This is a genomic window from Halorubrum marinum (assembly GCF_048381195.1).
GTDB lineage: Archaea > Halobacteriota > Halobacteria > Halobacteriales > Haloferacaceae > Halorubrum.
Genome location: NZ_JBLWMM010000006.1, coordinates 181,488 through 195,115, shown reverse-complemented (window position 1 = coordinate 195,115; position 13,628 = coordinate 181,488). Strand labels below are relative to the sequence as shown.

The 13,628-nt window shown below is 67.7% G+C and carries 15 protein-coding genes; 5 read left to right on the top strand and 10 right to left on the bottom strand.

Annotated elements, in window-relative coordinates:
* Positions 1-2 precede the first annotated feature (2 nt).
* The 3 genes from ACNSN4_RS10365 to ACNSN4_RS10355 are packed head-to-tail and all read right to left on the bottom strand — an operon-like array spanning position 3 to position 3,514.
* Entirely contained in the window at positions 3-1,025 is a 1,023-nt protein-coding gene (locus tag ACNSN4_RS10365) for a carbohydrate ABC transporter permease (RefSeq protein WP_418285738.1), read from the bottom strand.
* Entirely contained in the window at positions 1,022-2,029 is a 1,008-nt protein-coding gene (locus ACNSN4_RS10360) for a carbohydrate ABC transporter permease (protein ID WP_418285737.1), read from the bottom strand. Before ACNSN4_RS10360 ends, ACNSN4_RS10365 begins: the two co-directional genes overlap by 4 nt.
* A 15-nt stretch (positions 2,030-2,044) precedes the next feature.
* Positions 2,045-3,514 carry an extracellular solute-binding protein gene (locus ACNSN4_RS10355; RefSeq protein WP_418285736.1) on the bottom strand — a complete coding sequence of 490 codons (1,470 nt, stop codon included), beginning with the start codon at positions 3,512-3,514 and terminating at the stop codon, positions 2,045-2,047.
* Between the two features lie 160 nt (positions 3,515-3,674).
* On the opposite strand from ACNSN4_RS10355, the gene ACNSN4_RS10350 reads away from it, so the two are divergent.
* From ACNSN4_RS10350 to ACNSN4_RS10340, 3 genes are all read left to right on the top strand, one after another.
* Complete coding sequence (locus ACNSN4_RS10350; RefSeq protein ID WP_418285735.1) at positions 3,675-4,133, top strand: DUF8215 family protein; 459 nt, start codon at positions 3,675-3,677, stop codon at positions 4,131-4,133.
* The gene (locus ACNSN4_RS10345) at positions 4,130-5,047 is read left to right on the top strand and encodes a DUF8054 domain-containing protein (RefSeq protein WP_418285734.1); all 918 of its coding nucleotides are present in this window, start codon (positions 4,130-4,132) and stop codon (positions 5,045-5,047) included. The genes ACNSN4_RS10350 and ACNSN4_RS10345 overlap by 4 nt, the downstream gene beginning before the upstream one ends.
* Positions 5,048-5,135: 88 nt before the next feature.
* The gene (locus ACNSN4_RS10340) at positions 5,136-5,438 is read left to right on the top strand and encodes a hypothetical protein (RefSeq protein ID WP_418285733.1); all 303 of its coding nucleotides are present in this window, start codon (positions 5,136-5,138) and stop codon (positions 5,436-5,438) included.
* A 46-nt stretch (positions 5,439-5,484) separates the two neighbouring features.
* Here the strand turns inward: ACNSN4_RS10340 and ACNSN4_RS10335 are convergent, their stop codons facing one another.
* From ACNSN4_RS10335 to ACNSN4_RS10305, 7 genes are all read right to left on the bottom strand, one after another.
* The gene (locus ACNSN4_RS10335; RefSeq protein ID WP_418285732.1) at positions 5,485-5,727 is read right to left on the bottom strand and encodes a hypothetical protein; all 243 of its coding nucleotides are present in this window, start codon (positions 5,725-5,727) and stop codon (positions 5,485-5,487) included.
* A 280-nt stretch (positions 5,728-6,007) separates the two neighbouring features.
* Positions 6,008-7,285 carry a histidinol dehydrogenase gene (gene hisD / locus ACNSN4_RS10330; RefSeq protein WP_418285731.1) on the bottom strand — a complete coding sequence of 426 codons (1,278 nt, stop codon included), beginning with the start codon at positions 7,283-7,285 and terminating at the stop codon, positions 6,008-6,010.
* Positions 7,286-7,379: 94 nt separating this feature from the next.
* Positions 7,380-7,589, bottom strand: a complete 210-nt coding sequence (locus ACNSN4_RS10325; protein ID WP_418285730.1) for a hypothetical protein — start codon at positions 7,587-7,589, stop codon at positions 7,380-7,382.
* Positions 7,590-7,628: 39 nt separating this feature from the next.
* Positions 7,629-8,594 (bottom strand): phytoene/squalene synthase family protein, encoded by a 966-nt coding sequence (locus tag ACNSN4_RS10320; RefSeq protein WP_418285729.1) that lies wholly within the window; start codon positions 8,592-8,594, stop codon positions 7,629-7,631.
* Positions 8,595-8,856: 262 nt separating this feature from the next.
* A complete protein-coding gene (locus ACNSN4_RS10315; protein ID WP_418286359.1) occupies positions 8,857-9,012 on the bottom strand; it encodes an HVO_2523 family zinc finger protein in 156 nt (51 codons plus the stop codon).
* Between the two features lie 108 nt (positions 9,013-9,120).
* Positions 9,121-9,696: a hypothetical protein gene (locus ACNSN4_RS10310; RefSeq protein ID WP_418285728.1), complete on the bottom strand. Its 576-nt coding sequence runs from the start codon at positions 9,694-9,696 to the stop codon at positions 9,121-9,123.
* A 102-nt stretch (positions 9,697-9,798) separates the two neighbouring features.
* A complete protein-coding gene (locus ACNSN4_RS10305) occupies positions 9,799-10,374 on the bottom strand; it encodes a cysteine hydrolase family protein (protein ID WP_418285727.1) in 576 nt (191 codons plus the stop codon).
* Between the two features lie 153 nt (positions 10,375-10,527).
* Between ACNSN4_RS10305 and ACNSN4_RS10300 the strand changes: the two genes are divergently transcribed.
* Together ACNSN4_RS10300 and ACNSN4_RS10295 are read left to right on the top strand one after the other, a co-directional pair.
* On the top strand, positions 10,528-12,315 hold the full coding sequence (locus tag ACNSN4_RS10300) for an Hvo_1808 family surface protein (protein WP_418285726.1): 1,788 nt from the start codon (positions 10,528-10,530) through the stop codon (positions 12,313-12,315).
* A gap of 90 nt (positions 12,316-12,405) precedes the next feature.
* Positions 12,406-13,566, top strand: coding sequence for a nicotinate phosphoribosyltransferase (locus tag ACNSN4_RS10295; RefSeq protein ID WP_418285725.1), 1,161 nt, complete (start codon positions 12,406-12,408; stop codon positions 13,564-13,566).
* The last annotated feature ends 62 nt before the right edge of the window (positions 13,567-13,628 follow it).

The following is a 13,628-nucleotide window of genomic DNA, read 5'->3' as shown; positions in this document are numbered from 1 at the left end:
GGTTACTCCTTGACCGCTCCCGAGGTGAGTCCGCTCACGATCTTCTCCTGTGCGACGATGACGAGTATCGCGACCGGCAACACCGCGACGATGCTGGCGGCCGCCATGAGGTTGAACAGCACTTCGAACTCGCCCTGGAACCGTAGGATACCTTCCAGCATCGGTGCCCAGCTCCCCGGTCGTCCGTCGGTCATCAGCGAGCTGAAGAAGTACTCGTTGTACACCGAGATGAACGTCAACACCCCGGCGGTCGCGACGCCCGGGGCTGACAGCGGCACGATGACGCGGAACAGCGCCCCGAGTCGCGTCGTTCCCTCGACGCGGGCCGCGTCCTCCAGCCCGTCGGGGATCTGCGAGTAGAACGTCATCAGGATGAAGATGGAGAGGGGTAAGAAGATCGCCGACAGCGGGATGAAGATCGCGTACGGGGTGTTGTACAGCGATCCGTCGGAGATCAGCGGCCTGAGCGCGTCGACGTTCCGGTTGAACAGCCGGTTCAGCGGAATGAAAAAGGCCGCCGGCGGGAAGAAGGACGTCACGAGCACCAACAGGAGCATCGCGTTGCGTCCCCGGAACCGCAGCCGGCCGAACACGTACCCGGCGAGGCTCCCGACGAGCAGCACCGCCACCGTCGCGATCGTCGCGATCAGGAAGCTGTTGAACACGTACCGGTGGAACGGTAGCGTCTGGAAGATCTCGATGAACGCCGCCGGGTTGAACCCGCCGGGCGTGAGCACGCCGACGTCGGAGAGGCTCCCCCTCGGTGTCAGCGCGACCATGAACAGCCAGTAGAACGGGAACAGCGTCGTGACGAGGAAGAATATCGTCGCCACGTAGAACGTCGCGCGGTACGCCCGATCCGGATTCGAGATCATCTTCGCGGCCCACGCTTCGATGAGGCCGCGGTCGAGCTCCGGCTCGTCAGCCGTCGGATCGAGGGCCGGCTGTTCGATTGTCGAGTCCTCAGCGACGCCGCCATCGGGGGCCACGGCAGACTCCGACCCGTCGACTCGGCGGTCGCTCATGCGACACCTCCGTCGCTGTTGCGCAGCGCGAGCAGGTACAGCACGACGAACGCGCTGATGACGACGGCCGTCAGGAACGCCACCGCGGAGGCGGTCGCCCAGCGTCGGCTGCTCTGCAGCGAGATGATGACCAGACACGTGAGCGACGGCACCGTCTCACAGCCCGCCGTCGCGTCGATGAGCCCGTAGATGCGCATCGCGTCCATCGTCCGGAACAACATCGCGACGAGCAGGGCGGGGGCGACGAGCGGCAGCGTGATGTACTTGAATCGCTGCCACGGCGAGGCGCCGGACACCTTCGCGACGTCGTAGAGCCCGCGGTCGATGCTCTGGAGTCCCGCCAAGATCAGCAGCGCCATGAACGCGGTCGTCTTCCAGATGTCGGCGACGAGCACGATCAAGAACGCGTCCGTGCTGCTCGACAGCGGGTTGCTCCCGAACACGCCGAGCCACTGCATGAAGTCGGTCCCGAACCCGATGGTCGGGTTGAACATCAGGAAGAAGATCATTCCCTGGATGACGATCGGGATGGCCCACGGGATGATGATCGACACGCGGACCCACCGGCGACCGTAGAAGTCCTTGTCGAGCACGAGCGCTTGCCCGAACCCGATCGTCGTCTCGAACAGCACGCTGATGATCGCGAACGCCAGCGTGACGAAGATCGCCTGCTGGAGGAACGGCGCGTCGAACTGAACGAACGGGAATCCCTCCGCTAGCGACACCGAAATGAACTGCTGTGTGAACGGCGTGTTCCCGGTCAACAGCGCGACGTAATTATCGAGGCCGACGAACTCGCCGAACGGGTCGGCGGCCGCGAGCTCGTTGGCGAGCAGCGAGAACCGGAACGTCTCTATCAGCGGGTAGAACGCGACGACCGCGAGCAGCAGGAACGCCGGGGCTAACAGGACGTACGCGTACACCTCCTCGCTCTGCGTCTCCAGCCAGTTGAGCGGGCTGGTGAGCCCAAACCCGCTGTCGTCCGCCCGCGTGTCGGTGGACATTCTCGTCTCCTCGCGTTATGCCAGCTCCGATTCGATCGATTCGAGCTCTCCCTCGAGGTCGGCCATCGCCTCCTCGGGCGACTTCTCGGCCTGATACGCGGCCGATAACTCGGAGGCGATCTGTGGCGACTGGTCGGGCCACGCGATCGTGACCGGCCGCGGGACCGTGTTCTCGCCGGCGACGGCGAGCGTGTCGAGGAAGGCGCCGAGATCGCCGACGTCCTCGGGGTTGACCGACTCGGTGACGGACGGGTTCGGCGGGATGTACCCCCCTTCGGCGAAGTTGTTGACCATCACGTTCTCGCTGGCGAACGCCTCCAGCACCTGGACCGCGTCGTCGATCCGCTCGGAGTTCGGGTTAACCGTGAGGTGCCAGCCGCCCAGCGCCGCGGACGTGCCGCCAGTGCCGTCGTACGTCCCGGCGCCCTCTTCGACGCCGTACGGCAGCGGCATGACGCCGTAGTCCTCGGCGTCGAAGGCGTCGGAGTCGAAGTTGATCGGGATCGCGTACGGCCAGTTCCGGTGGAAGATCGCGTTTCCGGAGGTGAACGGTTCACGGGACGGCTCCTCGGTGAACTCGATGAGGTCGGTCGTCGATATCTGCGGGAAGTCCGGATGCGCGTACTCCGCGTCCGGCCCCTCCATGAACGACCGCATCATGCGGATCGTGTCGTGAACGGGTTCCTCGTCGACGGTGATCGGTCGGTCACCGATCGGACCGAAGAGGTTCTCGTGATCGCCGAAGTACGCGCCGCCGAACGAGGTCATCGTCTCGTTGAACGTACAGCAGGCGAGCCCCTCGTAGTTGTCGCCCTGCGTGGTGAACGCGTAATCGAAGTCGCCGTCCGGGCCGCCGTTGTCGTCCCACACGTCGGCGGCCATCTCGGCGAACTCCTGCCAGCTCATCGGCTCGGTCGCCCAGTTCTCGCCCTCGGGGTCGTAACCGGCCTCCTCGACGAGGTCCTTCCGGTAGTGCATCACCGGGTAGTCCGGGAACAGCGGGACGCCGTAGAGGTCTCCCGTCTCCGGGTCGCTCGCCGTGCTCACGGCGCTTTCGAGGTAGTTGTCCTGGATGTAGCTAAGCTTCTCCGAGGAGAGCTCGTCGCTGAGGTTGACGAGCTGCTCGCGAGCGATGAACGGGATCGTCCACCCGGAGTCCATCATGAAGATGTCCGGGCTCGACCGGCCCGAGTCGAGCGCCGACGTGAAGTCCGACCGCCGCGCGCCCGTCTCGAAGTCGCCCGGCAGGATCTCGACTTCGATCGACTCGTCGAGACCGGCCTCGTACAAGGCGTCGTACACCGAGTCCTCGAAGCCGGTCCACTCGCCGTCCATCGTGATCTGGATCGGCCCGTCGCCGTCGCCGTCTCCGCCGGCACAGCCAGCCAGACCGACCGCTGCACCCGCAGCTCCGGTTGTTTCGAGGAATCGCCGCCGTGATACCCCCACGCGACCGCTGTCGTGATCAGGTTCTCTGTCGACCATTACAGCCGTTGTTACAAAATACACTCGTATATAACTATTGATGCTAATGGTCAACGTTCGTGATAGTACGCCCGGAACGCCCCCGAATCGGGGAGGCGGAACCGCCAGCGCGTCGCGGGCGGAACGGCTTTCAGGCCCCGGCATAGAGGTGACGACGACTATGGGTGGCACCGGGACCGCGGCGAAGCGAATTCAGAGGGGGATACTGGAGTGGCTGGAACGGATCTTCTACGGCGGCGCGGAGCTCGCGGCGCTGTCGTCGCCCGCGTTCGCCGCCGTGCTCGTGCTCCAGACCGAGTATCCCGACGCGATCCCGATCGCCGGACTCCTGGCGCTCACCACAGGCAGCGTCTCGCTCGCGGTCTTCCGCGGGAAGTCGATCGACGTCGGCCAGTGGCCCCGCCGCGGCGAGTTGGCGACGATGCCGCTCCGAGTGGGATACTTCAGCGGCCTCTTCCTCCTCGCTTCCGCGGGAGTCGGAGCCGCGGCCGTCGCCGCGGGGACGCTGTGGGTCACGGTCCTCGGCGGCGTCGTCCAGCCGCTCGGATTCGCGGCGTTCCCTCGCGTGTACCGCCTCGTTCACGGTGAGCCGCTCCAACACCCCGCCGCCAAACTATGACGACCGACTCCACGTCCACGCCCGTCCTGCATCGCCTCCGAACCGCGCTCTCCAGCCCCGAACACACCGGAGAGAACCGCTGTCTCCCGTGTACGATCGTCAACGCGATCGGCGTCGCGGTCGTCGTCGGCTTGCTCTCGCGCCGCCGGCGCTCGCTCGGCCTCCTCGCCGGTCTCCTCGGTGCCGGCGCGATATGGCTCCGCGGCTACGTCGTTCCGGGGACGCCTCGGTTCGCCCCGCGGATCGTCGGACCGCTCCCGATCGATATCGGACCCGATCGTCCCGATGACCTCGGTTCCGGCTCGCTCGCGGGAAACGCCGACGCAGCCGGGAGAACGGCGGTCCCTCCCGACCCCCCCGGCGCCGACGCGGGGATCGCTCCCGAGAGCGGTCCGGACGGCTCCGCAGGTGACGACGGACCGGTCGATCCCGAGACCGTGATGCGTACCCTCGTCGACGCCGGCGCGCTCGCCGACGACGGGGAGCAACTCGTCCTCGACGAGTCGTTCCGCGCGGCGGTGTACGACCGCATCGAAGCGCTGCGTCGAGAGTCGAACGAGGCCCTCGCCGACCGAGCCGCCGCGCTCGCGGGCCAGAACGTCGAGGGCGAGGTCCACGACGGTCGCATACTGCTGGCCGGCGGCCGCGACACGTGGCTGAGTCGGTCGATCGCGCTCGCCGAGACCGCCTTCGCGGAGGCCCTCCGCGAGCGGGGCGTCGACGACGCGGTCGCCAGGGGGGCCGCCCGACCGCTCCGCGCGTTCCTCGACGCCTGCCCGGCGTGTGACGGCCCGGTTCGAGAGACGACCCTCCGGAACTGCTGTGGCGGCCCCGGGGGCGTCAGCGGCGACCCCGAACGGCCCGTTCGCGCCTGCGCGGACTGCGACGCGGTCGTCTTCGCGGACCGTCCCTGAACCCGGGACCGCGGCGGACCGACTCGCCTATTCGCCGCGCTCCGGCGACCGCCGACAGCTACAATCCGGTCCGACGCGAGCCGATCGTATGGGTGTCGATGGCACGGCCGAGCTCGCCTTTCGGCTCGCGGTCGCCGCCGTCGCGATCGGCGGGCCGACGGTCCTGTACCTCGGGCTCTGGCGCTTCCTCGCGTGGCTCCGAGACGACGCGCTGATCGACCGACTCGCGAGCCGCGGCGCGGTCGAGGAGCCCCGACCCGCCCCGGCGGACGTGCTCGCGTCGGCGACGGCCGGTCTCGACCGTCGGCGCTGCTCGGACTGCGGAACGAGGACCGTTACGGGGGCGACGCGGTGTCGGCGCTGTGGCGGTGCGCCCGACGACGGGTCGTGAACGCCGACGGCGCGGTAGCGACGAGAACCGGTCGAGCGCGGCCGCGCTACCGTTCGGCGACTATCGGGAGCAGGTCGCGAAGGCTCGCGATTCCGACGGTCGGGTCGTAGTCGTTGCTCACGAGACCGGCCGTCACGTGATCGGACAGTCGGCCGAGGGCGTCGGCGGTGGTTCGGATCGTCATATCGGCGTGATACTCGTCGTTCGCGGTCGTCGGTCGCTCCTCGATCGGGAGTGAATCGCAGCCGCGAGCGCTCGGACCGACGACAATGTTGTATTGTACGTACACAAATACACACATACGCATAGACACACATACACGCAGATACACACAATTAACTCAGGTAGTACAAGTAACACGGAACTCGCTTAAATACAGATTATTTCTCTGAATCGCTCAGACACCGCTACGTACCGCTGTTGCGTGATACTCGGGAAACTCCTGTTGCTGGAATTGCATCGTGCTAACAAGAAGGTATCAGTATCAGATCGAGGGGGATCGAGGGGATCGGACGGAACGCGCGAAAAGACGCTCCGTCTCCGGCGGACGCGATCAACCGGGTCCGACGCTATTCGAATCGCTTACGGACGCTCTCGGCGTGCGCCTCTAGCCCCTCGGCCTCCGCGAGCGTCGTAATCGTGTCGGAGAGGTCGGCGAGCGCGTCGCGATCGAGCCGTTGGACCGTCGAGGACCGGAGGAACGTGTCGACCGAGAGTCCGCCGTACCGCTTCGCGCCGCCGTTCGTCGGCAGGACGTGGTTCGTCCCGGTCGCGTAATCGCCCGCGGCCACGGGCGAGTGCGGACCGAGGAACACGGATCCGGCGTTCGAAATCCGGTCGAGCAGCGCCTCGTCGTCGTCGGCCATGATCGAGAGGTGTTCGGCCGCGTACTCCTCGGTGAACAACACCGCCTCGGGCATCGACCGGGCGTGGAGCACGCCCGACGCGTCGTTGTCGAGCGCCGCCCGAATCGTCTCCTCGCGGTCGCGTTCGGCCGCCTGCTCGTCGACGGCGGCGGCGACCGCCTCCGCCAGCTCGGCGTCGTCCGTGACGGCGACGACGGAGGCGTTCGGGTCGTGTTCGGCCTGCGCGACGAGTTCGCTCGCGACGAGCGCGGGGTCGGCAGTGTCGTCGGCGAGGACGAGGACCTCGCTCGGTCCGGCGAGGAAGTCGATCTCCACGTCGCCCTGCACGATCGCCTTCGCGGCGGTCACCCACTTGTTGCCCGGGCCGACGACCTTCTGGGCGCGCGTCACCGTCTCCGTCCCGTACGCGAGCGCGGCGATGGCCTGCGCGCCGCCGACTTGGTACACCGCGTCCGCGCCCGCCTCGCGGATCGCGGCGAGCGTGACCGGATTCAGCTCATCGGCAGGCGGGGTCGCGACCGAGACGTGGTCGACGTCCGCCACGGTCGCGGGGATCACGCCCATCAGCGCGCTGGACGGGTACGCCGCGGCGCCGCCGGGCACGTAGACGCCCGCGCGGTCGATCGGCCGGAACCGGCGTCCCAGCTCCCGCCCGTCGAAGTCGTCCCGCCAGTCCTCGGGTCGCTGGCGCTCGTGGAACGCCCGGATGTTGGCGGCGGCCTCTTGGACCGCGTCGAGCACCGGGTCGTCCGCGTCTGCCAGTTCGGCGTGGGCGCGCTCGGCGTCGTCCGTGATGTCGATGTTGCCGACGCTCACGTCGTCGAACTTCTCGGAGAACTCCCGGAGGGCGACGTCGCCCTCCGTGCGCACTCGGTCGACGATCTCCGTCACGTCGTCGCGGACCGCGTCGACGCCGGCGTCGCGCTCGAAGAAGGCGAGACGCTCGGCGGGCGCGAGGTCGGCGACGGTTCGTACGTCCATACCTGGTCTCCGCGCCGCGGTCAAAAGGGCGTTCCGACTTCGGGCACGGCTCTCACCGGGCGCTGCCGCTCCCGTCGCCACTCGCGCTCCTCGGTCACTCCAGCGGACGAACACCGGTGACGTCGAGCGTCGCGAGCACGACGAGCGCGGCCAGGAGTCCGGCGGCGGCGAAGAGGATCGGCGCGGACAGCGCCACGGCGAGCTCGTAGGGCGCGACGAGCCGCGTCGTGCCTCGGACGACGAACGAGGCGAAGACGAGACCGAACGCGAGCAGCGCGAGCCCGACGAAGCGAGATCGGTTCATTCGAACCGTGCTCCGTTCATCGCCGTGAGTCCACCACCTTCAGTCGGAGTGGACGACGCCCGGTCCGTGGGGCCCGTGTTCGCGGTGTTCGCGGCTGCCGTCGAAGCCGTGACACATCTCGTGGAACACCGCTTCCGGGTCGTTGTTCCACTGCCACTTCCATCGGGTCCGGACGAGCAGCGAAATTTTGCGGGTGAACGACAGCTCGGGGGTCGTGGAGACCGTGTCGTATCCGAGGTCCCTGATAAGTCGGTGGTGGTCCGCGTACAGCACCGCCGCCAGCAACACCGCGAGCTGACAGTCCTCGGGGAGATACTTGATCCCGGCGACGCCCTCCTCGTAGAGCCGCTCCGTCCGGGCGAGTTCCTCGCGGATCGCGGCCGCGACGTTCGCGTCGAACTCCAACTCGAGGATCTGTCCTTCGCTCACGTCGTGTCGCCGGAGCGTCTCCAGCGGGAGGTAGATACGATCACGCTCGACGACGTCTTCGCGCACGTCCCGAAGGAAGTTCGTCATCTGGAACGCCTCGCCGAGCTTGGTCGCGTGGGGCAGCGCCGCGGCTTCCGCCTCCGCGTCGAGGTTCATTATCGCGGTCATCATCCGGCCGACCGCGGCCGCCGAGCCGTCCATGTACGTCTCCAGCTGGTCGTACGTCTCGTACCGGTCGGTGCCGATGTCGCTCGCCATCGCGTCGACGAACGCGTGCACGTCCTCGTCGGGGATGCCGTGCTCCTCTCGGACCGCGCTGAACGCGTCCAACACCGGATCGTCGGTCGACTCCTCGCCGAGTGCGGCCCGTCGAAGCCGGTCCAACTCGGCCCGCTGTTCGTCCGGCGGTGCGGTCTCTTCGGCGTCGACGACCTCGTCGGCGATCCGGAAGAAGCCGTACAGCACGTACGTCGGGTGGCGGATCCGTTTCGGGAGCAGCCGGGTGGCTACGTGGAAGGTTTTCCCGGTACGGCGCTGGATCCGCTTGCTCCGGGCAACCTGTGTCTGCTCTACCATGCTGACCTCGTCGGGTCGGCAAGGAGGGTTGCGAGCGGGTCGCCCATCATACCCGGAAAATCGAGTTCCAAGAACATAACAGTTCGCACATCCCTTGTTAGTTTCACTCGGCGGTGCATTTATTTCTCTCAACAAACAACAATTGGAAGGCGATGAAAAGACGCTTTTCACGGCTTATTCCCGGTTTTCGCGCTTTCGGCCTCTGCGCGGATCCCATCACTGGCGTCTGACGTTTCCGGTGAGCGACTCGTCCGGGAAACGGTCAGTAGAACGTGTCACTGCAGTCGTAGACGACGCCGTGCGCCGGGCAGACGTACTTGCAGTGCCTGTGGTACATGGGCGTTTCACAGCGCGGACAGGGGCGCCCTCCCCGAATCGAGCCCGAGCGGTCCTCCGTCGTCTCCTCGCCGTCGTTCATGCCGCGACTGATGGATTCCTCCGACATAAGCCCCCCTCTCGCGTCTATCTTGCGAATCGCCTCTCGCGTCTACCTTGCGGGCTTCCAGATTGCACGGTACCTGACCAGTCAGGATTCAGCAGCCGCCAGCGACTCGTAGACGTCCGCGGCGACCGGCTCCCCGGTGAACGGTAGCGTCAACACGCCGCCCCACTCCTCGTCGGTGAGCGCGTCAGCGGTCGGCCGATCGAGGTCGACCCGTCTGACTTCCGCCCCGTCCAGCGTCATCGAGACGGCGAATCGGTCCGGCGCGTCGAGCGCACCGGCGTCGGCGAGTCGCTCCTGGAACGCCTCGATCCCTGCAGTACCGAGCGCAACATACACCAGGTGCTCGTCGGCCTCGGACACGACGCCCTGCACGCGGGCCAGTCCGTCGGCGTCGAACAGGATCCGTCCATCGTCCGCGTCCTCCGCGTCCTCCGCGCCGTCGCTGAGAAGCCGCGCTTCGAACGGGGCGTCCGGATCGACCGCGACCGAGGGACTGACGCCGGCTCCGGTATTTCCGTCCCCGGTGGCGTCTCCGCCGCCGTCGCTGTTTCCGTCGGTCTCGTCGTCACCGACCGATACCGCTCCGGCGAACCCGACGGCTCCGACCGCACACGCGACTCCGAGCCCGCCCAGCACGCCGCGTCGGGAGAGTTCCATACGCGACCGTTCCGCTCACGAATAAAAAGGGTTGCACGCCGATTGACGCGGTTGATAATCGCCGCCGACTCGCCGTATCGCTGCGGTGGCGTCTCGACGTCGCTACCCGTCGAACGCCACAGATTCGCGGGTCGTCGTCTCCCCGAACAGCCAGTCCGCGTGGTCGACGGCGTACTCGCGATGGTCCGCCGTGATGTACCCGAGCGCGTCCTCGACGACGACCGGCCGGTAGTCGCGGAGCCCGGCGCTGCCGGCGGTGTGGAGCACGCAGACGTTCGCGAGGGTTCCGCAGATCAGCAGATCGCGGATCCCGTGCGCGTCCAGGTACCCCTCCAACTCCGTCTGGTAGAACGCGTCGTAGGTGTGCTTCTCGACGACGCGGTCCCCGTCGCGCACGTCGAGGTCATCGACGAGTTCGGCGTCCCACGACCCCTCGACGACGTGTTCACCCCACCGGTCGAACTCGTCGTAGTAGTGCGTGTCGTCGAACTGCTCCGGCGGATGGACGTCGCGGGTGTACACGATGTCCGCCCCAGCGTCGCGCGCCGCTGCGACGAGCGCCCCGACCGGCTCAACCGCCGCCTCGCTCGGCTCGGCGTAGAGGCTCCCGTCGGGATGACAGAACCCGTTTTGCATGTCCACGACGATCACCGCCGTCTCGCTCGGATCGTACGGCATAGGTACTCGTTGGACGCCCGACGGGAAAAATCCGAAGCCGAATCGGGCGGGTCCGGTGCCCACTCGCGGAGTTCTATCCGCGAGCAACGCGGCGGTCCGACACGGCGTTGTAACACCGACAAACTACTTACCGGGTCGGCCGTAATCGGTGCTATGCGACGGGTTCCCACCCTCCCGCTCGTGATTGCCACGCTCGCCCTCCTGCTCGTCGCGGGCGGAGCCGCAGCCGCGACGCCTGCGGTCGCTGCGCCTGCGGCCGCCTCCACCGTAGACGGCTCGGACGCGCTCGGCTCTCTCGGGGACTCCCCGGCGAGCGTCACCGCTGCCGAGTGCGAGGTCGGGGGTGACACCGAGCTGGTCGGTTGTTGGAACGGGACGCACTACACGGAGGAGCCCGGATTCAACCAGAGCGACGGGCTGACGGACGACGAGCTGGTGCGGCTCACCGAGCTCTCGATGGCGCGCGTCGAGCACATCCGCGAGCGACCGTTCCGCGAGGCGGTGCCGGTCGAGACCGTCACGCGCGAGGAGTTCGCCAACGACACGACCGGTCGCACCGAAAACGACACCGAGTTCCAGCGCTGGAACGACCAGGTGTGGAAGGCGCTGTTCGTCGTCGGCGAGGACGAGACTTCGGCCGATGCCATCGACGCGGTGTTCGGCGGCGCAGTCACCGGGTTCTACTCGCCGGCGGACGAACGGATCGTCCTCGTCGTTGCCGAAGGCGAACGGCTCCAAGTGAGTGAGCTAACCCTCGCTCACGAGCTCGGTCACGCGATGCAAGACCAGTACGAGGACCTCTCTGACGCGCGGTTCCGCGGGGTCACCCAGGACGGTGATCTCGCGGTCGACGGAATCGTCGAAGGCGAAGTCGTGTATATCGAGGAGGTGTACGACGCCCGCTGTGCGGACGACTGGGTCTGTCTTGACGAGCCCGACGGGACCAGCGGCGGCGGCGACACTCCCGACGCGTTCAATTTCGGCATCCTCCAGACCGTGTTACAGCCCTACTCCGGCGGCGCGCTCTACGTGACGGAGCTCGTCGAGGAAGACGGGTGGGAGGCCGTCGACGCGGCGATGGAAGAGCCCCCGACGTCGACCTCGGAGGTGATCCATCGCGAGCCCGATTACGAGACCGGCGAGATCGACTTCGACGACGCGGCGACCGGCGGCTGGGAGCTGTCTCCCGACCAGGGCGTCGACGGCGCTGAGACGGCCGGTGAGGCGTCGATGTTCGTCATGTTCTGGTACCAGAGCTTCGAGTACGACCACGCGGTGCTCGACCCGTCCGGGACCGTCGCGGACAACGTCCGGATCCACACGCAGCCCGAAGAGGAGCTACGGACTCGCGCGAACTACAACTACGCCCACGAGACGACCGACGGGTGGGCCGGTGACGAGCTGTACCCGTACCGCGACGGGAACGGGGACGAGGACACGGACGGTGACCGCGACGGCTACGTCTGGGTGACCGAGTGGCAGACCCCCGAAGACGCAGCTCAGTTCCACGAGGCGTACCTGCGGATGCTGACCGCGCACGGCGACGTTCCCTACGAGCCCGGCGAGGTATACGCGGTCGACGACGGCGACTTCCGCGGGGCGTATGGCATCGAGCGCGGCGACACGACCGTGACGATCGCCCACGCCCCCGAGCCCGAGGGCGTGCTCGAACTCCGTCCTGGCAGCGACCTCTCGGTTCCGGCGTCCGACGACGACACCGCGGACACGACCGACGACGACACCGCGGACACGACCGACGAATCAGACGACGAGGGCGTCAGCACCGACGTTTCGGGGGAAGAGTCCGACGACGCGACGGACGGCGACGACGCCACCGGGGACGGGAGTACCTCCGGCGCAGCGCCCGGGTTCGGCCCGCTCGCCGCGCTCGTGGCCCTGCTCTTGGGAGCCGCGCTGCTCGCTCGGCGCTCGCGGCCCTGACTCGGCGAGCGACTCGCGGCGGTCGCGTCCGGTCACCACCACGCCGGTGGACCCGGTTGGCTTTTCCTCCCCGGCGGGCGTATCCGGTGTATGACCGAGTTCGACATCGTCGACGCGGCCGCGATCCGCGACGGCCGAGCGACCGACGCGTACTTCGAGCGGACCGAGACGGCCCTGGAGACGGCCGGAAAGAACCCCCACGTCGTCGCCGAGGTGACCGCAGACCAGTTTCCCGACGGCGAGTTTGAGACATTCGCTGGCTTGAAAGATGCCGTCGCTCTACTGGAAGGGAGCCCGATCGACGTCCACGCGATCCCCGAGGGTCGGCTGTTCGACGGCGGTCCGGTGATGCGGATCGAGGGATCGTACCTGTCCTTTGCGCGCGCCGAGACGTCGCTTCTGGGATTCCTCTCGCACGCCTCGGGGATCGCGACCGCCGCGCTCGACTGCCGGGTCGCCGCCCCGGAGTCGCAGATGCTCTCGTTCGGCGCTCGACACGTCCATCCCGCGATGACCGCGACGGTCGAGCGCTCGGCGCTGGTCGCTGGCTTCGACGGGTTCTCGCACGTCGCCGCCGGGGACCTGATCGGTCGGGAAGCGTCGGGGACGATGCCGCACGCGCTCGCCATCTGCTTCGGGCGCGGCGAACAGGAGGCGGCGTGGCGCGCCTTCGACGAGGGCGTCGACGAGTCGGTCCCGCGGATCGCCCTCTGTGACACCTATAGCGACGAGGTCGACGAGGTGCTCCGCGCCGTCGAGACGCTCGGTGATCGTCTGGACGGTGTCCGACTCGACACCACGGGGTCGCGCCGGGGAGACTTCCGTCACATCATCCGCGAGGTTCAGTGGGAGCTCGACGCGCGCGGTCACCCGGATATCGACGTGTACGTCTCCGGCGGGCTCGGACCCGCGGACCTCCGCGAGCTTCGCGACGTCGTCGACGGGTTCGGCGTCGGCGGCTACGTCTCGAACGCCGAGCCGGTCGACTTCGCGCTCGACATCGTCGCCGTCGACGGCGATCCGGCGGCCAAGCGCGGCAAGCTCTCCGGCGCGAAGGCCGTGTATCGCACCGCTGACGGGGCGCACGCGGTCGGGCTCGCCGAACGGTCGGGACCAGCGGGGGCCGAGCCGCTCATGGAGCCGGTGATCCGTGACGGGGAGGTCGTGAACGAGTCGGCGTTCGACCTCGACGCGGCGACGGAGCGGACGCTCGCGGACGCGGAAGCGGTGGAGTACGGACGGAGTAACTGAGAAAGGAGAACGAACTGAGTGGATCGCTTCGCAGGATCGATCGGATCCGAACCGGACCGCTT

Bases quoted from the DNA above. Each gene is read 5' to 3' on its own strand.
- hisD (WP_418285731.1), bottom strand. From the start codon at position 7,285: ATGGACGTACGAACCGTCGCCGACCTCGCGCCCGCCGAGCGTCTCGCC.
- ACNSN4_RS10360 (WP_418285737.1), bottom strand. From the start codon at position 2,029: ATGTCCACCGACACGCGGGCGGACGACAGCGGGTTTGGGCTCACCAGC.
- ACNSN4_RS10350 (WP_418285735.1), top strand. From the start codon at position 3,675: ATGGGTGGCACCGGGACCGCGGCGAAGCGAATTCAGAGGGGGATACTG.
- ACNSN4_RS10305 (WP_418285727.1), bottom strand. From the start codon at position 10,374: ATGCCGTACGATCCGAGCGAGACGGCGGTGATCGTCGTGGACATGCAA.
- ACNSN4_RS10325 (WP_418285730.1), bottom strand. From the start codon at position 7,589: ATGAACCGATCTCGCTTCGTCGGGCTCGCGCTGCTCGCGTTCGGTCTC.
- ACNSN4_RS10315 (WP_418286359.1), bottom strand. From the start codon at position 9,012: ATGAACGACGGCGAGGAGACGACGGAGGACCGCTCGGGCTCGATTCGG.
- ACNSN4_RS10320 (WP_418285729.1), bottom strand. From the start codon at position 8,594: ATGGTAGAGCAGACACAGGTTGCCCGGAGCAAGCGGATCCAGCGCCGT.
- ACNSN4_RS10295 (WP_418285725.1), top strand. From the start codon at position 12,406: ATGACCGAGTTCGACATCGTCGACGCGGCCGCGATCCGCGACGGCCGA.
- ACNSN4_RS10365 (WP_418285738.1), bottom strand. From the start codon at position 1,025: ATGAGCGACCGCCGAGTCGACGGGTCGGAGTCTGCCGTGGCCCCCGAT.
- ACNSN4_RS10310 (WP_418285728.1), bottom strand. From the start codon at position 9,696: ATGGAACTCTCCCGACGCGGCGTGCTGGGCGGGCTCGGAGTCGCGTGT.
- ACNSN4_RS10345 (WP_418285734.1), top strand. From the start codon at position 4,130: ATGACGACCGACTCCACGTCCACGCCCGTCCTGCATCGCCTCCGAACC.
- ACNSN4_RS10340 (WP_418285733.1), top strand. From the start codon at position 5,136: ATGGGTGTCGATGGCACGGCCGAGCTCGCCTTTCGGCTCGCGGTCGCC.
- ACNSN4_RS10300 (WP_418285726.1), top strand. From the start codon at position 10,528: ATGCGACGGGTTCCCACCCTCCCGCTCGTGATTGCCACGCTCGCCCTC.
- ACNSN4_RS10355 (WP_418285736.1), bottom strand. From the start codon at position 3,514: ATGGTCGACAGAGAACCTGATCACGACAGCGGTCGCGTGGGGGTATCA.